16 protein-coding genes and 2 tRNA genes are annotated in these 18,992 nt (G+C 54.7%); 10 read left to right on the top strand and 8 right to left on the bottom strand.

Annotated elements, in window-relative coordinates:
* The first annotated feature begins 64 nt into the window (after positions 1–64).
* Together QLG07_RS03810 and QLG07_RS03805 are read left to right on the top strand one after the other, a co-directional pair.
* Entirely contained in the window at positions 65–3,124 is a 3,060-nt protein-coding gene (locus QLG07_RS03810) for an FAD-binding and (Fe-S)-binding domain-containing protein (RefSeq protein WP_282468520.1), read from the top strand.
* On the top strand, positions 3,124–3,543 hold the full coding sequence (locus tag QLG07_RS03805; protein WP_048916177.1) for a hotdog fold thioesterase: 420 nt from the start codon (positions 3,124–3,126) through the stop codon (positions 3,541–3,543). Before QLG07_RS03810 ends, QLG07_RS03805 begins: the two co-directional genes overlap by 1 nt.
* Positions 3,544–3,600: 57 nt before the next feature.
* Here the strand turns inward: QLG07_RS03805 and QLG07_RS03800 are convergent, their stop codons facing one another.
* Positions 3,601–4,005, bottom strand: coding sequence for a hypothetical protein (locus QLG07_RS03800; protein WP_048916176.1), 405 nt, complete (start codon positions 4,003–4,005; stop codon positions 3,601–3,603).
* A 390-nt stretch (positions 4,006–4,395) separates the two neighbouring features.
* On the opposite strand from QLG07_RS03800, the gene sufA reads away from it, so the two are divergent.
* The 7 genes from sufA to QLG07_RS03765 all read left to right on the top strand — a co-directional run bounded on the left by sufA (position 4,396) and on the right by QLG07_RS03765 (position 11,124).
* Positions 4,396–4,770, top strand: coding sequence for a Fe-S cluster assembly scaffold SufA (gene sufA / locus QLG07_RS03795; RefSeq protein WP_048916175.1), 375 nt, complete (start codon positions 4,396–4,398; stop codon positions 4,768–4,770).
* A 5-nt stretch (positions 4,771–4,775) separates the two neighbouring features.
* Positions 4,776–6,269, top strand: a complete 1,494-nt coding sequence (sufB, locus tag QLG07_RS03790) for a Fe-S cluster assembly protein SufB (RefSeq protein ID WP_048916174.1) — start codon at positions 4,776–4,778, stop codon at positions 6,267–6,269.
* A gap of 55 nt (positions 6,270–6,324) precedes the next feature.
* On the top strand, positions 6,325–7,071 hold the full coding sequence (gene sufC / locus QLG07_RS03785; protein ID WP_048916173.1) for a Fe-S cluster assembly ATPase SufC: 747 nt from the start codon (positions 6,325–6,327) through the stop codon (positions 7,069–7,071).
* Positions 7,046–8,326 (top strand): Fe-S cluster assembly protein SufD, encoded by a 1,281-nt coding sequence (gene sufD, locus QLG07_RS03780; protein ID WP_282468519.1) that lies wholly within the window; start codon positions 7,046–7,048, stop codon positions 8,324–8,326. Before sufC ends, sufD begins: the two co-directional genes overlap by 26 nt.
* Positions 8,323–9,543, top strand: a complete 1,221-nt coding sequence (gene sufS, locus QLG07_RS03775; protein WP_187498053.1) for a cysteine desulfurase SufS — start codon at positions 8,323–8,325, stop codon at positions 9,541–9,543. The genes sufD and sufS overlap by 4 nt, the downstream gene beginning before the upstream one ends.
* Before the next feature lie 67 nt (positions 9,544–9,610).
* Entirely contained in the window at positions 9,611–10,033 is a 423-nt protein-coding gene (gene sufE / locus QLG07_RS03770) for a cysteine desulfuration protein SufE (protein ID WP_048916170.1), read from the top strand.
* A gap of 68 nt (positions 10,034–10,101) precedes the next feature.
* Positions 10,102–11,124 (top strand): L,D-transpeptidase family protein, encoded by a 1,023-nt coding sequence (locus QLG07_RS03765; RefSeq protein WP_282468518.1) that lies wholly within the window; start codon positions 10,102–10,104, stop codon positions 11,122–11,124.
* A 119-nt stretch (positions 11,125–11,243) separates the two neighbouring features.
* Here the strand turns inward: QLG07_RS03765 and QLG07_RS03760 are convergent, their stop codons facing one another.
* The 5 genes from QLG07_RS03760 to mdtK form a co-directional block, all read right to left on the bottom strand.
* Complete coding sequence (locus QLG07_RS03760; protein ID WP_016169824.1) at positions 11,244–11,480, bottom strand: major outer membrane lipoprotein; 237 nt, start codon at positions 11,478–11,480, stop codon at positions 11,244–11,246.
* 305 nt (positions 11,481–11,785) lie between these two features.
* Complete coding sequence (gene pykF, locus QLG07_RS03755) at positions 11,786–13,198, bottom strand: pyruvate kinase PykF (protein ID WP_048916168.1); 1,413 nt, start codon at positions 13,196–13,198, stop codon at positions 11,786–11,788.
* Between the two features lie 392 nt (positions 13,199–13,590).
* Positions 13,591–13,667 (bottom strand) — tRNA-Val (locus QLG07_RS03750).
* Positions 13,668–13,751: 84 nt separating this feature from the next.
* A tRNA-Val gene (locus tag QLG07_RS03745) sits at positions 13,752–13,828 on the bottom strand.
* 148 nt (positions 13,829–13,976) lie between these two features.
* Positions 13,977–15,350: an MdtK family multidrug efflux MATE transporter gene (gene mdtK / locus QLG07_RS03740; protein WP_282468517.1), complete on the bottom strand. Its 1,374-nt coding sequence runs from the start codon at positions 15,348–15,350 to the stop codon at positions 13,977–13,979.
* Between the two features lie 233 nt (positions 15,351–15,583).
* Between mdtK and QLG07_RS03735 the strand changes: the two genes are divergently transcribed.
* Positions 15,584–16,240, top strand: coding sequence for a riboflavin synthase (locus tag QLG07_RS03735; protein ID WP_048916166.1), 657 nt, complete (start codon positions 15,584–15,586; stop codon positions 16,238–16,240).
* Between the two features lie 41 nt (positions 16,241–16,281).
* On the opposite strand, the gene cfa is transcribed toward QLG07_RS03735, so the two are convergent.
* Both cfa and punC read right to left on the bottom strand, forming a co-directional pair.
* Positions 16,282–17,430 carry a cyclopropane fatty acyl phospholipid synthase gene (cfa, locus tag QLG07_RS03730; protein ID WP_133623518.1) on the bottom strand — a complete coding sequence of 383 codons (1,149 nt, stop codon included), beginning with the start codon at positions 17,428–17,430 and terminating at the stop codon, positions 16,282–16,284.
* Between the two features lie 331 nt (positions 17,431–17,761).
* Positions 17,762–18,955, bottom strand: a complete 1,194-nt coding sequence (gene punC / locus QLG07_RS03725) for a purine nucleoside transporter PunC (RefSeq protein WP_282468516.1) — start codon at positions 18,953–18,955, stop codon at positions 17,762–17,764.
* Positions 18,956–18,992 lie beyond the last annotated feature (37 nt).

Here is an 18,992-nt window from a genome sequence, read left to right as displayed (position 1 = left end):
AAAACGGATAACTGCGCCATTTGAGCAACGCAAACGATTCACACAACTTTTTGGTCACCCGATAATGATCCCACAGATTTCCAAGGCACCCGGCCTCGTTCAACCGGTGCTGAATTTTTTGGATGCGTTAAAGCAGCACGGATTTACCGGCGATACGGCCACCAGCTATGCCGATCGGCTGATTATGTCCACCGACAACAGCATCTATCAGCTGCTGCCTGATGCTGTCCTCTTTCCCCGCTCCAGCGCCGATGTGGCCTTGATTGCCCGCCTTGCAGCTGATGAGAAATACCGTACCCTGAGCTTTACCCCGCGCGGTGGCGGCACTGGCACCAACGGACAGTCGTTAAATCAGGGTATCGTGGTCGACATGTCGCGGCATATGAAGAATATTCTCGAGATCAATGTCGAACAGGGTTGGGTAAGAGTTGAAGCTGGCGTGATAAAAGATCAGCTCAATGCCTACCTTAAACCGTTTGGCTATTTCTTCTCCCCTGAGCTGTCGACCAGCAACCGCGCCACGCTGGGCGGTATGATTAACACCGATGCCTCCGGGCAAGGTTCGCTGGTTTACGGTAAAACCTCAGACCATGTGCTGGGGCTGAAAGCCGTGCTGCTGGGCGGTGAGGTGCTGGACACCCGCGCGATGCCGGTGAGCGAGGCTGAAGTGCTGGCGCAGCAGCCGGGTGCCGAGGGTAATATTTACCGCGTGGTGCTGGATCGCTGCCGTCAGCAGCGCCAGCTGATTATCGATAAATTTCCCAAACTGAATCGCTTCCTGACGGGTTACGATCTGCGCCACGTGCTGAGCGACGATCTGCAAAGCATCGATCTGACGCGCATTCTGTGCGGTGCGGAAGGGACGCTGGCCTTTATTACCGAAGCGAAGCTCGATATTACCCCGATCCCGAAAGTGCGGCGGCTGGTCAATATTAAGTATGACTCCTTCGACTCCGCGCTGCGCAATGCCCCCTTTATGGTGGAAGCGAAAGCGCTGTCGGTAGAAACCGTCGACTCGAAAGTCCTGAATCTGGCGCGTGAAGATATCGTCTGGCACTCGGTTAGCGAATTGATTACCGACGTCCCGGATAAAGAGATGCTCGGACTGAATATGGTCGAGTTCGCAGGGAATGATAAGCCGCTGATTGATGGCCAGGTTGAGGCGCTGTGCGCCCGGCTTGATACGCTGATGGCGACGCGTGAGGGCGGCGTGATTGGCTATCAGCTGTGTGATGACGTCTCCGGCATTGAGCGCATCTACGGCATGCGTAAAAAGGCGGTCGGGCTATTGGGTAACGCCAAAGGCCGCGCCAAGCCAATCCCGTTTGTTGAAGATACCTGCGTGCCGCCGCACAACCTGGCGGACTATATTGTGGAGTTCCGCGCGCTGCTCGATGGGCACAATCTCAGCTATGGCATGTTTGGCCATGTCGATGCCGGGGTGCTGCACGTGCGCCCGGCGCTGGATATGTGTGACCCGCAGCAGGAGATGCTGATGAAGCAGATCTCCGACGAAGTGGTGGCGTTGACGGCTCGCTATGGCGGCCTGCTGTGGGGGGAGCATGGGAAAGGCTTCCGTGCGGAGTACAGCCCCTCCTTCTTCGGCCCGCAGCTGTATGAAGAGCTGCGCCGTATTAAAGCGGCGTTCGATCCCGCTAATCGTCTCAATCCGGGTAAAATCTGTGCGCCGCTGGGGGTGGATGATCCGATGCTGAAGGTCGATGCCGTGAAGCGGGGTACTTACGATCGCCAGATCCCGATTAACGTGCGCAGCGACTGGCGCGGCGCGATGGAGTGTAATGGCAACGGACTGTGCTTTAACTTCGATGTGAAAAGCCCGATGTGCCCGTCGATGAAGATCACCGCCAACCGTATGCACTCGCCGAAGGGGCGCGCGACGCTGACGCGTGAATGGCTGCGCCTGCTGGCGGAGCAGGGTGTGGATCCGCTGCTGCTGGAGAAACAGCTGCCGGAGCAGGGCGTCAGCCTGCGCGGGATGATCCAGCGCACGCGCAATAGCTGGCAGGCAAAACGCGGGCAGTATGACTTTTCGCACGAGGTGAAAGAGGCGATGTCAGGCTGCCTGGCGTGTAAAGCCTGCTCGACCCAGTGCCCGATTAAAATCGACGTGCCGGGCTTCCGCTCGCGCTTTCTGCAGCTCTACCACACTCGCTACCTGCGTCCGGTCAGTGACTATCTGGTGGCCACGGTAGAAAGCTATGCGCCGCTGATGGCGAAAGCGCCTAAAACCTTTAACTTCTTCCTGCGTCAGCCGTGGGTGAAATCGCTGAGCAAGCGTCATATCGGTATGGTCGATCTTCCGCTGCTCTCTTCGCCGACGCTCAAGCAGCAGCTGGCCGGGCACCGTGCGCTGAGCACCACGCTGGAAAGCCTGGAGCAGATGAGCCCGGCGCAGCGCGCGAAGCAGGTTTTGGTGGTACAGGATCCCTTTACCAGCTACTACGAAGCGCAGCTGGTGGCTGATTTTGTCCAGCTGATTGAAAAACTCGGCTACCGCGCCGTGGTGCTGCCGTTCTCACCCAACGGTAAAGCGCAGCATATCAAAGGCTTCCTGCAGCAGTTTGCGCGCACCGCAGAGAAAACCGCAGACTTCCTGAATCGGGTGGCACGCCTTGAGTTGCCAATGGTGGGTGTCGATCCGGCGCTGGTGCTGTGCTATCGCGATGAGTACCACCAGGTGCTGGGCGATAAGCGCGGCGAGTTCCAGGTTCAGCTGGTGCATGAGTGGCTACATAACGCGCTGCCTGAAGTGAACAGCACGGTGCAAGCGGCGCAGGGTGAAGCGTGGTATCTGTTTGGCCACTGCACCGAAGTGACCGCCTTGCCGGGATCGGTAAAGCAGTGGGAAAACATCTTCGCCCGCTTTGGTGCCCGGCTGGAAAATGTCAGCGTCGGCTGCTGCGGTATGGCCGGAACCTACGGCCACGAATCGAAAAATCTGCAGAACTCGCTGGGGATTTATGAGCTATCCTGGCAGCAGGCGATGCAAAAACTGCCGCGCCAGCGCTGTCTGGCGACCGGCTACTCGTGCCGCAGCCAGGTTAAGCGCATTGAAGGTAGCGGTGTGCGCCACCCTCTGCAGGCTTTACTGGAGATTATCTGATGGCTATCTGGAAACGCGCAGCCACGCTTGAGCAGCTTAATCAGCGCAGCCAGGGAACGATGGTGGCGCATATCGGCATCCGTTTCACCGCGCTGAATGAAGAGAGTATCGAGGCGCTGATGCCGGTGGATAGTCGGACCCGTCAGCCGTTCGGGCTGTTGCACGGCGGTGCTTCGGTGGTGCTGGCGGAGACGCTAGGCTCAATGGCGGGCTATCTGTGTACTGAAGGTGAGCAGCAGGTGGTTGGCCTGGAGGTCAACGCTAACCACCTGCGCTCCGCACGTGACGGTGAGGTGCGCGGAATTTGTCGAGCGGTGCATATTGGTCGCCGCCATCAGGTCTGGCAAATCGAGATTTTCGACGTTAGCGACAGATTATGCTGTACTTCTCGCTTAACCACGGCAGTAATCACGCCATAACCCCGCTTTTTGCGGGGTTTTTCCTATCGGCTGCACACGGTATACTGGTTTACAGAATCACATAATCCATGAAGCGTGCTTGACGAATTCGCTTTGCAGCAGGGTTGCTTTATCCCATTCGCCGTTCAGCGCCAGCTGATGACACAAGCGGCTCAGGGAGTGACGCGCCAGCTGCCAGGCCTGCATCCGATAGAGCCGTTCGCGTGTCGTGTCGCTTAGTTCAATAACCAGCCGTTGATGAAGTTTGCCCATTGCGTGCAGATAACTTTGATCGTCGCCGTTGAGTTGACAGAGTTCGGCCATGTCCAGACAGGTATCGTTGAACTTGCGCAGCTGTTCTATGGTGCACTCCGGGCGGTTTAGTTTAGCCTGCGCCATGTAGAAATCGACGGTGATATCACGTACGGAAAATTTGTACTGATCAATTTTATGTTGCAGCCATGCACTCATCGACAGATTCATTGCTGGTTCCAGTCGCGCTAATGATAATCATTATCATATTATAACTGCGACATTATTCAATCACTGTGAGCGAATTTTTATCGATTAATGCCGCCTCTCAGAAAAATCGATGATAACGATAAGCGGGGCGTTCAAAAGGGTTAAAATAGTTCTTATTAGGAACTAACAGGTGATAACAAAATATAAACATCTTATTTTCAATCGCTTATCTTTCGCAGGGTTCGGCTCGTGAGGCAGATCGCATTCTGTTTTTCAGGGTCTAAACTTATAAAACAGCCTCTAAAAAGCATCTTTGGCCTTTATCCCTGCAAAACAAGAGGTTGAAGTGATTCAGGTTATCACTAACATAGGGGCACTAGCCCGAAGGGCTATCGTATCGCGAGGTAAATTATGCAATCAGCAAATCCTGCCACTTTTTCTCCAGATGACTTTATCTGGAAAGGACTGACGCTAACAGACAGCGCAGCCAAACAAATCATTAACCTGACTGCCGGTGACCCTGAAATCAAGGGACTGAAGCTGGGTGTGAAGACCTCGGGCTGTGCCGGTTTCGGCTACACCATGGATATGGTGAAAGAGTCAGCGGCGGATGATCTGGTGTTCAGCCATAACGGCGCGGCGTTGATCGTGCCCCTGCAGGCGATGCCCTATATCGACGGCACGGAAGTTGATTTCGTGCGCGAAGGCCTGAACCAGATTTTCAAATTTAATAACCCTAAAGCTCAACACGCCTGCGGCTGTGGTGAGAGCTTTGGCGTTGAGTGAATACTATGTCTCGTAATACTGACGCATCTGATGATGTACAGGTTTGGGAAGGCGGCCAGCAGAAGTACAAAGAGGGCTTCTTTACCCAACTGCAAACCGAAGAGTTCGAGCACGGCATCAATGAAGATGTGGTGCGCGCCATCTCGGCCAAACGTAATGAACCTGAGTGGATGCTGGAATTCCGCCTGAAGGCATTTGCTGCCTGGCTGGAGATGGAAGAGCCACACTGGCTGAAAGCCAACTACAAAAAGCTGGATTATCAGGATTACAGCTATTACTCCGCGCCGTCCTGCGGCAACTGCGATGATAGCTGCGCCTCTGAGCCAGGGGCTACCCAGGCCTCACCCGGTGATGCGCCCAATTATCTGACGCAGGAAGTGGAAGACGCCTTTAAGCAGCTCGGTGTGCCGGTGCGTGAAGGGCAGGAAGTGGCGGTTGATGCCATCTTCGACTCCGTTTCTGTCTCTACCACCTACCGCGACAAGCTGGCGAAAGAGGGGATTATCTTCTGCTCGTTCGGCGAAGCGATTCACGATCATCCTGAACTGGTGCAGCAGTACCTCGGCACCGTGGTTCCGGCCAATGACAACTTCTTTGCCGCGCTGAACTCGGCGGTCGCCTCTGACGGCACCTTCGTTTATATCCCGAAAGGCGTGCGCTGCCCGATGGAACTGTCGACCTATTTCCGCATCAACGCGGCGAAAACCGGCCAGTTCGAACGTACCATTCTGATTGCCGATGAAGGTAGCTATGTCAGCTATATCGAAGGCTGTTCCGCACCGGTGCGCGACACCTATCAGCTGCATGCCGCAGTGGTAGAGGTCATTATCCATAAAGATGCTGAAGTGAAATATTCCACCGTGCAGAACTGGTTCTCCGGCGGCGATTCTGAAGGCGGTATCCTCAACTTTGTGACCAAGCGTGCGCTGTGTGAAGGCGAAAACAGCAAAATGTCCTGGACGCAGTCGGAAACCGGTTCGGCCATTACCTGGAAATACCCGAGCGTGATCCTGCGCGGTGATAACTCTATCGGTGAGTTCTTCTCCGTGGCGCTGACCAGCGGCCGCCAGCAGGCGGATACCGGCACCAAGATGATCCACATCGGTAAAAATACTAAATCGACCATCATCTCGAAAGGGATCTCGGCTGGAACCAGCCAGAATACCTATCGCGGCCTGGTGAAGATCATGCCGACGGCGACCAACGCCCGTAACTTCACCCAGTGCGACTCAATGCTGATTGGTGCTGAATGCGGAGCGCATACCTTCCCTTATGTGGAGGTGCGCAATAACACCGCGCAGCTGGAGCATGAAGCTACGACTTCACGCATCGGCGAAGACCAGCTGTTCTATTGCCTGCAGCGCGGGATCAGCGAAGACGATGCGATTTCGATGATTGTTAACGGCTTCTGCAAGGATGTCTTCTCGGAGCTGCCGCTGGAGTTTGCGGTGGAAGCGCAGAAACTGTTGGCGATCAGCCTGGAACACAGCGTGGGCTAACCCTGCGCGCACAAGAACTATCAACAGTGCTGGAAAGCACTGCGAAGGAAACCTTATGTTAAGCATCAAAGATTTACAGGTCAGCGTTGAAGACAAAGCTATCCTGCGTGGGTTGAATCTTGAAATCAAACCTGGGGAAGTGCACGCCATCATGGGGCCGAACGGCTCAGGGAAAAGCACGCTTTCTGCCACGCTGGCAGGACGTGAAGATTATGAAGTGACCGGTGGTTCCGTCGAGTTCAAAGGCAAAGACCTGCTGGAGCTTGACCCGGAAGAGCGCGCCGGTGAAGGCATCTTTATGGCCTTCCAGTACCCGGTTGAAATTCCAGGCGTCAGCAACCAGTTCTTCCTGCAAACCTCGGTAAACGCGGTGCGTAAATACCGCGAGCAGGAAGCGCTGGACCGTTTTGACTTCCAGGACTTTATCGAAGAGAAAATCCACCTGCTGAAAATGCCTGAAGATCTGCTGACCCGTTCGGTCAATGTGGGCTTCTCCGGCGGTGAGAAAAAGCGCAACGACATTCTGCAGATGGCGGCGCTGGAGCCGGATCTGTGCATTCTGGATGAAACCGACTCCGGTCTGGACATCGATGCTCTGAAAATTGTCTCCAACGGCGTCAACAGCCTGCGCGACGGCAAGCGCTCATTTATTATCGTCACCCACTACCAGCGTATTCTTGACTACATCAAGCCTGATTTCGTCCACGTGCTGTATCAGGGCAAGATCGTTAAATCAGGGGATTTCTCACTGGTGAAACAGTTGGAGGAGCAAGGCTATGGCTGGCTTACCGACGAAGAGTGAAAACGCGCTGCAACAGTGGCATCACCTGTTTGAAACGCGCGGTGAAAACCGCTCAATGCAGGCACAACAGCACTGGCAGCAGCTGCTGCGCGTAGGCCTGCCAACGCGTAAGCAGGAAAACTGGAAATACACGCCGCTGGATCAACTGCTGGCCCACCACTTCGTGCTGCCAAAACCCGCCGTGCTGACTGCGGATGTGGTCGACGCGCAGGCGCTGGCAATTGATGCCGTGCGCCTGGTGTTTGTCGATGGCCGCTTCGCCCCTGAGCTGAGTGACGCCGAGTTTGATCTGTTTGATATTCAGGTGACTCACGCTGCGGAGCGTCGTGAACTCGACGCACCTATCCAGCCTGAAGTGTTCCTGCATCTGACCGAGAGCCTGGCTGAAGAGGTGACCACCATTCATCTGGCGCGTGGCAAAGCTGCTGCCCGTCCGCTCTACCTGCTGCATATCAGCAGCGGCAGCGCGCAAGGTGAGATGAACACTTCGCACTATCGCCACCATTTGCAGCTGGATGAAGCGGCTGAAGCGACGGTGATTGAGCACTACCTCAGCCTGAACGCCAGCACCCACTTCACCGGGGCGCGTTTTACCGCCAACGTGGGCAATAACGCGGCGCTGACGCACTACAACCTGTGCTTTGAAGATCAGAGCAGCTACCACTTCTCACACAACGATCTGACCCTGGGCCGTGATGTGCGCGTGCAGAGCCACAGCTTCCTGCTGGGTGCCGGTCTGACCCGTCACAACACCAGCAGCAAGCTGGAAGGCGAGGGCAGCGATCTGGTGATTAACAGCCTGATGCTGCCGCTGGATAAAGAAGTGTGCGACAGCCGTACCTATCTTGAGCACAACAAAGGGTATTGTCAGAGCCGTCAGCTGCACAAAACTATCGTGCGTGACCGTGCGCGTGCCGTTTTCAACGGTCATATCAAAGTGGCGAAGTACGCGCTGAAGACCGACGGGCAGATGAGCAACAACAACCTGCTGTTAGGTCGTCTGGCGGAAGTGGACACCAAACCGCAGCTGGAAATTTACGCGGATGACGTGAAGTGCGGCCACGGCGCGACCATTGGTCGTATCGACGAAGAGCAGATGTTCTATCTGCGCTCGCGCGGTATCGACGAAGCCACAGCGCAGCGCATGATCATTTACGCCTTTGCCGCTGAGCTGACCGAAGCCATCAATGATGAAACGCTGAAAGAGGCTGTGATGCAGCGCATTGCACAGCGTTTTCCTGGAGGCCTGCAATGAGTTTTGACCTGGCCCGTGTGCGGGCGGCATTCCCGTTACTGACGCGCGAGGTCAACGGGCAACCGCTGGCCTATCTCGACAGTGCCGCCAGCGCGCAGAAGCCGCAGGTCGTCATTGACGCCGAAAGTCGTTTCTACGAGCACGGCTATGCCGCTGTGCATCGTGGTATCCATACGCTGAGCGCAGAAGCGACCACCGAGATGGAAAACGTGCGCGTACAGGCAGCACAGTTTCTCAACGCTGCCTCAGCGGAAGAGATTGTGTTTGTTAAAGGCACCACCGAAGCGATTAATCTGGTCGCCAGCAGCTGGGGCGGCAGTCAGCTGCAGCCAGGCGACAACATCATCATCACGGAGATGGAGCATCACGCCAACATCGTACCGTGGCAGATGGTGGCTGAGCGTACCGGTGCGGAAGTGCGTTTTATCCCGCTGACCGCCAATGGCGAGCTGGACGTTGCGCAGCTCCCTGCGCTGATGGACAGCCGTACGCGCATGCTGGCCGTGACTCACGTCTCCAACGTGCTGGGCACTGAAAACCCGGTAAAAGCGCTGGTGGCTCAGGCCAGGGCGGCGGGTGTTGCGACTCTGATCGACGGCGCACAGGCGATTATGCATCAGCAGGTCGACGTGCAGGATCTGGACTGTGATTTCTATGTCTTCTCCGGGCATAAAATCTACGGCCCGACCGGTATTGGTATTCTGTATGGCCGCAAAGCCCTGCTGGACCAGATGCCACCGTGGGAAGGGGGCGGATCGATGATCGCCACCGTCAGCCTGACGAAAGGCACCACTTACGCCGCCGCGCCGTGGCGCTTCGAAGCTGGCTCACCGAACACCGGCGCTATCATTGGTCTGGGTGCTGCGCTGAAGTGGGTGAGTGAACTGGGGCTGGAGGTCATTGCCGAGCGCGAGCAGCAGCTGATGCACTATGCACTGGAAAAACTGGCCACGGTGCCGGATCTGGTGATCTATGGTCCACGTCAGCGTTCCGGCGTCATTGCCTTTAACCTCGGCAAGCATCACGCTTTTGACGTTGGCAGCTTCCTCGATCAGTACGGCATCGCTATTCGTACCGGCCACCACTGCGCCATGCCGCTGATGCACCACTATCAGGTGCCGGCAATGTGTCGCGCCTCGTTTGTGCTGTATAATAGCGAAGATGAGGTCGACCGTCTGGTCGCAGGTTTAATACGTATTCACCGTTTGCTGGGTTAAGTTTCAACCCGCACCGACCCGCAGGGGCGAGGCATGCCTCGCCCCTTCGTTTTTAAGTGAGGAAGCAATGGCAACTCTGCCAGATAAAGACAAGCTGGTGCGCAACTTTAACCGCTGCGCCAACCAGGAAGAAAAGTATCTCTACATCATTGAATTAGGCGCACGCCTGCCAGAATCGTCTGATTCCCTGCAGCAGCCGGAAAATATCGTGCCCGGCTGTCAGAGCCAGGTGTGGATAGTGGTTGATACCGATGCAAGTGGCTGTGTGCGCCTGCAGGGCGACAGCGATGCCGCGCTGGTTAAGGGCCTCATTGCTATCGTTTTTGCTCTCTATCAAAAGATGACGCCGCAGGAGATTGTCGACTTCGACGTGCGCCCGTGGTTCGCCGATCTCTCCCTGACGCAACAGCTCACCCCATCCCGCTCGCAGGGGCTGGAAGCCATGATTCGTGCCATACGTCAGAAAGCGCTGATTTTAACTCAGGGCTGAGTTGCTACACTACCCGGTAAGCACCCCACGAACGGGGTGCTCTCTCCACCTATAACCGGGAAACGCGCATGAAACCTCTGTCTCGCTTTGCTGCAGCTTTTACGCTCACCTTTCTTGCCGGGGCGCACAACGCCAGCGCAACTGAATACCCTTTACCCCCTGCCGACAGCCGCCTGATTGGTGAGAACACCACTTACGTCGTCCCCAACGACGGCCAGCCGCTGGAAGCGGTGGCGGCGAAATATAAAATCGGGCTGCTCGGCATGCTGGAAGCCAACCCGGGTACCGACCCGTGGCTGCCCAAAGCGGGCAGTGAACTGACCATCCCTACCCAGATGCTGCTGCCGGACACTAAGCGTGAAGGCATTGTGGTGAACGTTGCTGAGCTGCGCCTCTACTACTACCCGAAAGATGAAAACCGCGTGATCGTCTATCCGATCGGTATCGGCCAGCTGGGGGCGAACACGCCGGCGATGGTCACCAGCATCAGCCAGAAAATCCCCAATCCGACCTGGACACCCACGCCAAACATCCGTAAGCGCTACGCGGCCGAAGGCAAGAGCCTGCCGGTGACCGTGCCTGCCGGGCCGGATAATCCAATGGGGCTGTATGCGCTGCGTCTGGCCTACGGCCAGCAGCACTACCTGATCCACGGCACCAACGCTGATTTTGGCATCGGGATGCGCGTCAGCTCCGGCTGCATCCGCCTGCGGCCAGACGATATTGAGGCGCTGTTTAATAGCGTCCCGAAAGGTACGCGCGTGCAGATTATCAACCAGCCGGTGAAATATGCGGTGGAACCGGACGGCAAACGCTATCTGGAGGTGCATCAGCCGCTGTCGCACAGCGAAAAAGACGATCCGCAAACCATGCCGATTGCGCTGACCGCAGCGGCGAAGACGTTCATGCAGGATCCTGACGGTGACAGGGCAATGATCAAAGCTGCCATGACGCGCCGCTCAGGTATGCCGGTGCTGGTCAACAAAGGGGAGAAAGCCGGAACGGAGGATACTGTGCCTGCTGTAGCGCAGCAGACGCCTTCTGCTACGTCCTCCAGTGCACCTGCGACTGTGTCTCAGGTCGGGGAATAAATCGCTTAGCGTGGCTGAGATTGCGTTTAGCAGCAGGGGCTGGAAGCAAGCCGTGGAAGGCCCCAAAACGCAGGCAAAAAAAATGGCGCACTAAGTGCGCCATTTTTAAACCAGAACTCTTACTTACGGTAAGAGTGAGCCTGGTTGTCCAGACGCTGGTTAGCGCGTGCTGCGTCATCTTTAGCAGCCTGAACGTCAGAACGGATTGCGTTCACGTCGTTGCTCAGCTGGTCAACTTTAGCGTTCAGAGTCTGAACGTCGGTAGACAGCTGGTCGATTTTAGCGTTGCTTGAGCAACCAGCCAGCAGAGTTGAACCCAGGATTACCGCGCCCAGTACCAGTTTAGTACGATTCATTATTAATACCCTCTAGATTAAGTTAATCTCCATGTAGCGTTACAAGTATTACACAAAGTATTTTCTAATGAGAATAATTTTTTGATGAGAACGTGCTTAAATTTGATCGTTCGCTCAAAGAAGCATCTTCTTTTGGCGTTTTGGCAAAAAACGCCGCGAAAACAGGCAATTTTAATCGGACTGCTCTTAGATTTAGCGGTGATTAAATCGTTAATTTCGATTGGAGACTTTGTGAAATTAGCCTACGCAAGTTGTAAAAAAAGCGCCACTCAGGGCGCTTTTTTAATGCAAGTCGTAAATTTATATTACAGAACGTGCACGGACGCAGTGTTAGTGGTTCCGCTTGGCACCAGGGCACCAGAAACCATGACCACCACTTCACCTTTCAGCGCATAGCCGCTGGCGATAGCGGCTTCTTTCCCGAGGCGGTAGAAATCATCTGTTGAGGCAATTTCGTTCACCACAGAAGTGACAATGCCTTTGCTCAGCAGCAGCTGACGGGCAGTCTGAGGGTTAGTCGTCAGCGCCAGGATAGTCGCATTCGGGAAGTATTTACGAATGGATTTCGCTGACTTGCCGCCCTCTGTCGCCACGACAATCAGCGGTGACTCGAGTTTCTCTGCGGTTTCGACGGCACCACGGCAAACCGCTTCAGTGATACGCATTTTGCGGTTGTCGTGCTGAGAGTCGATACGGCTCTTCATCACGCGGTCAGTACGCTCGCAGATGGTCGCCATGATAGTGACGGACTCCAGCGGGTATTTCCCTTTGGCGCTCTCACCAGACAGCATTACGGCGTCAGTGCCGTCGAGAATGGCGTTCGCCACGTCGCCCGCTTCAGCGCGGGTAGGGCGTGGGTTTTTGATCATCGAATCGAGCATCTGGGTCGCGGTGATCACTACTTTACGAGCACGATTACATTTTTTGATCATCATCTTCTGCGCGAAGATCACTTCTTCAACCGGGATCTCAACGCCGAGGTCACCGCGGGCCACCATGATGCCGTCAGAAGCATCAAGGATCTCGTCGAAGTTGTTCAGGCCTTCCTGGTTTTCGATTTTGGAGATGATCTGAATGTGCTCGCCGCCGTGGGCTTTCAGGTGCTCACGGATTTCGATCACGTCTGAACGCTTACGGATAAAGGAGGCAGCGACGAAGTCGACACCCTGCTCGCAGCCGAAGATCAGGTCACGCTTATCTTTTTCAGCCAGCGCTGGCAGCTGAATTGAAACGCCCGGCAGGTTAACGCCCTTGTTTTCGCCCAGGTCGCCATTGTTCAGCACTTTACACACGACGGTGCTTTCGGTGACTTCTGTCACTTCCATACCGATCAGACCATCGTCCACCAGCACGGTGTTACCGATTTTCAGGTCGGCAGCAAAGCCCGGATAGGTTACTGCAACGGTATTGGTGTTACCAATAACAGACTGGTCGGTGGTGAAGGTGAAGGTCTGGCCCGCTTTCAGGGAAGCGTCATTGCCGCCTTCCAGTTTCATGGTGCGGATTTCAGGGCCCTTGGTGTCTAACAGAATAGCGGCCTGATGACCGCTTTTGCTCATAACATTACGCAGGTTGGTAATGCGCTGACCATGCTCTTCATAATTCCCGTGGGAAAAGTTCAGACGCATCACGTTCATGCCGGCATCAAGCAGGTTAGTCAGCATCTCTTCAGATTCGGTTTTTGGACCGATAGTACAAACGATCTTAGTCTTTTTCATGACGATTTATCTATTAAGTTGTGATGGATGATAAAGAGGGATCCCGGCGGTGTCTCCACCGGAAGAGAAATTTGGCGCTTCAGGCGAACGGCAATACTGAGTAAGGATAGGTGACAGAATTAAAGCGTGCAGGGTAAGTTGAGACGCGGTTTCGGCGCAGGCGCAGCAGGACGTTGCGCAACAGGTACTTGTTATAAAATGAGGGGCAACCATACGCTGAAACCATTCAAGTGAAACAACGTTCCGTATTATAGTCGCTAAGTGTGCGAAAACCAATTAAAAAGCGTTAAATCCGCTGACAGGATGATACGCATCAATTTCGTTGCGCAAACGGTCACTGGTCAGGAATTTGGTGGTTGTTTAGCGGGTGTACTACAGAGGGGAGGAGAAATTGGTGCGTTCTAGAGGACTCGAACCTCCGACCCCCACCATGTCAAGGTGGTGCTCTAACCAACTGAGCTAAGAACGCTTTTCTTCATCTTTTACGCCATCACTGCATTGTGCTGACAAAAATCATTTGCAAAAGGCAGTGTCCTGCTTAAACAAAAGATATTGGTGCGTCTGAATGGACTCGAACCATCGACCCCCACCATGTCAAGGTGGTGCTCTAACCAACTGAGCTACAGACGCACTGTGCTGACTGGGTGACAGCGGGGACGAATATTAACGGCACTGCGCACGCCTGGCAAGGAGAAAAAAGGTTTTTTCCTGCTGATTGCTGCGCATCTGTGCGAAGCGCAGCAATTTTAATCATTCAGGCGCGAAATATGCCTAAAAATTAGCGCGCTGCGCGTCGCAGAATGCGCTCAGCAGGTTGACTCTGCATACGCAAGATGCGCCAAATCATCAGCACCGCCGAGGAGGTCAGACCGATAATAAAGCCGGTCCAGAATCCGGCAGGACCCATCGCGGGCACCACCAGGTCGGTCATCGCCAGAATGTAACCACTCGGCAGGCCGAGGATCCAATAGGCGGTAAACGTGATAAAGAAGATAGCGCGCGTATCTTTATACCCGCGCAGAATACCGCTACCGATCACTTGAATAGAGTCCGAGAACTGATACACCGCAGCGAGGAACATCAGCTGCGCAGCCAGCGTAACCACCTCCGGGTTATCGGTATACAGCAGGGCGATCTGTTCGCGGAAGGTGACGGTAAACAGCGCGGTCAGGCAGGCCATGCCAATACCCACCGCCTGGCCGGTCCAGGCTGCCACGCGCGCCTGCTCGACAGAGCCCTGACCCAGTTTGAAACCAATACGGATGGTGGTGGCTGCCGCCAGCGACAGCGGCAGTACAAACATCAGGGAACTGAAGTTCAGCGCGATCTGGTGCCCGGCGACTTTAACAATCCCCATCGGCGAGACCAGCAGGGCGACCACGGCGAACAGGGTGACCTCAAAGAACAGCGCCAGCGCCACGGGCAGGCCGAGGCCAGCAAGGCGGCGTATCACTTTCCAGTCGGGGCCGGTATGGCTGACTGGCTTGCGAATATCGCGCATTGACTTAGCGCGGTTCACCCACGCCTTCATGGCAATAAACATCACCCAGTAAACGGAAGCCGTGGCAACGCCGCAGCCGACGCCGCCCAGGGCGGGCATGCCGAAATGACCGTAGATAAAGATGTAGTTAACCGGAATGTTCACCAGCAGGCCGAGGAAGCCCATCACCATACCCGGCTTGGTTTTAGACAGACCTTCACACTGATTACGCGCGACCTGGAAAAACAGGTAGCCAGGGGCGCCCCACAATAAAGCATGCAGGTAACCAATCGCCTTTTCGGCGAGCAGCGGATCAACGTTGTGCATTGCACCAATCAGATAACCGGCGTTATACAGCACCAGCATGATCAGCAGCGAGACCATCCCGGCCAGCCAGTAACCCTGGCGCACCTGATGGGCAATACGATCGCGGCGGCCAGAGCCATTCAGCTGTGCGATAACCGGCGTTAGCGACAGCAACAGGCCGTGACCAAAGAGAATAGAGGGTAACCAGATTGAGGTTCCCACTGCAACGGCGGCCATATCCGTGGCGCTGACGGCACCGGCCATTACTGTATCAACAAAGCCCATGGCGGTTTGCGCAACTTGCGCAAGGATCACCGGAATAGCCAGGGCCAATAACTGACGCGCCTCTGAGAGGTACTTCTGCACGCATACACCTTATATATTATCGGGAGGGGAGCCACTGCTGATGAAAAAGTCGACACATTTTTGCAATGTCAGTAGAGCAGGTGGTCCAGTTTAATGTTGATAGTAGAAATAGCCAATCTTATGCATAAAAAATAGCTCTTTGTGTCACGCAATTGTGCGGGAGTTTATTTGGCTTTGCTACGATGCCAGGGCAAACTAAGCGCAGAGAAAACACATTGATTGAGGCAACAGTTATGTTTACCGGTATTGTGCAGGGCACCGCAGAGGTGCTGGCAATTGAAGAGAAACCCAATTTTCGTACCCATGTGATTAAAATGCCGGAGGCATTGTTGCCAGGGCTGGAGCTGGGTGCATCGGTTTCCCATAACGGCTGCTGCCTGACGGTGACCGACGTTGATGGCGATCGTGTTAGCTTTGATCTGGTCAAAGAAACCCTGCGCATCACCAATCTCGGCGATCTGCAGGTGGGTGATACGGTGAACGTTGAACGTGCGGCGAAATTCAGCGATGAAATCGGCGGCCACCTGATGTCGGGTCATATCATGACGACGGCTGAAATCAGTAAAATTCTCACCTCAGAGAACAATCGTGAAATCTGGTTTAAACCGCAGGATGCCAGCCAGATGAAATACATTCTGCATAAAGGATTTATTGGCATCGACGGTATTAGTCTGACCGTGGGCGAAGTCACGCGCACCAAATTCTGTGTGCATTTGATCCCGGAAACGCTGGCGCGCACCACGCTGGGCAATAAGCGTCTGGGCCATAAGGTCAATATTGAGATCGACCCCCATACGCAGGCGATTGTTGAAACCGTAGAACGTGTTCTGGCACAGCGCGAGGCCGCGCTGCTGGCTGCGGCAGTAGCTGAACAGCAGGAAGAGATTTAAAACCATTATAAAGGGCGACTGATTGTCGCCCTTAGACACTTTTAGCGCGCTACGCGTAATCCGCCTTCCGCTCCGTGGGTAAATACCACCTGCCAAAGCTGAATATCCCTGGCGCGAAACGCCCCGGCACAGCAGTTAAGGTAGTAGGTAAACATTCGTTTAAAGCGCTCACCGTATTTCTCCGCCAGTTCCGGCCATGCTGCGAGGAATCGCTGATACCACGCCATCAGCGTAAGATCGTAATCCGCCCCGATATTATGCCAGTCTTCCATAACGAAGTGAGGCTCGCTGGCTTGTGCAATATGCAGCACCGACGGCAGGCACCCGTTGGGGAAGATATATTTATTGATCCAGGCATCGACATTGTCGTTGGTGCGATTTGCACCGATGGTATGCAGCAGGAACAGACCGTCAGGTTTTAAATTACGATCCACGACTTCAAAATAGGTGGCGTAATTTTTGGGGCCAACGTGTTCAAACATCCCTACCGAAACAATGCGGTCAAACTGTTGGTTCAGATCGCGATAATCCTGCAGCAAAATAGTGACGTCCAGCCCCTCACAGCGCTGTTGAGCCAGCTTCTGCTGCTCGGCTGAAATCGTCACGCCGAACACCTTTACCCCAAAGTTGCGCGCGGCATATTCAGCCAGGCCTCCCCAGCCACAGCCGATGTCCAGCAGCGACATACCCGGTTCGAGCTGGAGCTTTTCGCAAATCATCTGCAGCTTAGCCTGCTGTGCCTGTTCCAGCGTTTCCGCTTCTTTCCAGTAACCGCAGGAGTATTGCATGAAGGGGTCAAGCATGCGGGTGAACAGATCGTTCCCCAAATCATAATGCTCTTTACCCACTATCCATGCCCGCTTACGCGATTGCAGATTGGTCAGACGTGCGGCGGCGACACGCAAAGTATCGCGAAAATGATGAGGAAGTTGTTGATCGAGGTGAGCCTTTAAAACGCGCTGGAAAAAGATATCCAGCCTTTCACATTCCCACCAGCCATCCATGTAGCTTTCGCCCAGCCCCAGCGATCCTTCCTGCATCACGCGCTTGAAGAACTCAGGGTTGAGGACCCGGATGTCCCAGGGATGGGAACCGTTAATTTGAATGTCTGCTTTGCTTAACATTTCCTGGACGATTCGATACCACTGGTTGTCCCCCAGGCTCACTTCTTCTATACACGATGAACTCATAGCTTCTCCATCACCCTGTGTGATTGAAACCTGAGAAATAGAATAGTCAATTTCTACAGATCTGTGAGAAAACGCACGGCAAAAACCGTGGCCTGATATCCGACGTAAAAAAGAGGATTGATTTGAAACCTGTAGAGGCCGTAACGAATGTCACGCGGAAGAACATCATGACAGCCTTGTCAGGATCTCAATAGCAGGAAAGCGCCGTAGGCGTTCCCCGCTTAAAATGTTGTTAACTTATTATTTTATAGTGCCTCACGGAGTATATGCTCACGTGAGGCAATATTCAATTCATTATTGTTAGGGTGCTAACTAAATGATTTGCTACCACTTAGCCCTGTTGGGAGGCATTTTCCCACTGGCGTTTTTTATCAGCGGAGCGTTGTAAAATATAGCCGAAAATTGCCAGTAAAATAGTCAGCAACATCACTAACGCGGTGGTGTGAAGTGCCGTCTCAATCCAGGTCGATACCGCCAGGCTAGCCAGGAAGCACAAACCCAGCTGCAACATATTCTGTAATGCTGCTGCTTTGCCGGTTGCCTGCGGGAAGGGCAGCAGGGCATTAGAGACAACAATCGGATAAATCGCACCGTTAGCCATCGCCATGCCGCAGAACGGCAGCAGCAGCGCAAACAGAGAAGGTTCGGCCTGCTGAGCAACCAGATAAAGCCCGGCAATACTCAGGCTGTAAAACGCCAGCAGCCAGGGCAACAGCTGACGGCCGGCAAAGTGATTCAGCAGTGAACGACAGCTAAACCCACCGATCAGGAAGGCGGCAGTTTGCGGCACGTAGCTCAGACCGATATCCGCGGGTGACAGGCCTAATTTTCCCAAAATAAACGGTGAGCCGGTCAGCCACGCAAAAAAACTCGCTGAACAGGCGGCATAAATTGCCACATTGCCGCTGTAAATGGGCGACTTCAGCAGAGTGAAGAAGCCCGGAGTGACGGTTTTAGGTGCGCGATGGTCGGTTATCGGGCGTGCAGGCAGGCGCAGGGTGGGGATGATCAAACCGATGCTAATCACCAGCAGCGCGACGAAGATCGATCGCCAGGAAAAGTGCTGCAGTAGCCACGCCCCCAGCAGCGGCGCCAGCGCGGGCGAAAGAGCAACCAGCGGCATGATAGTGGCAAACACGCGATTGGCACGCGCTCCACTGTAGCGGTCTACCACCAGTGCCTGCCAGCTTACCGCCGCAGCACAGACGCCAACGGCCTGAACAAAGCGCATCGCCAGCAGCCATGGGGCAGAGTTCACCCACAGCATTGCCGCGCAACCAATGGCAAACAGGCTCAGGCCCATCAGCAGCACGGGTTTACGGCCGATGCGGTCGGAGAGTGGCCCCCAGATAAGCTGTGCGCAGGCGAAACCGGCGAGAAATATACTCAAGCTGGCGCTGATGGCACCCGCTTCACTGCCCAGGTCTTGCTGCATTACGCCAAATGCGGGCAGGTACATATCGGTAGCAAGGAAACCCAGCATGCTGAGCAGTGCCAGGTAAATCATAAAGCCTTTGGATCGCATTGTTTTAACTCTTATCAGACAAATTTTTCACCGACGC

This window comes from Erwinia sp. V90_4 (assembly GCF_029967685.1).
In the GTDB taxonomy this organism is placed as follows: Bacteria; Pseudomonadota; Gammaproteobacteria; order Enterobacterales; family Enterobacteriaceae; genus Erwinia; species Erwinia aphidicola.
The sequence above is the reverse complement of the archived record's forward strand: the minus strand, read 5'-3'. Positions and strand labels throughout refer to the sequence as shown.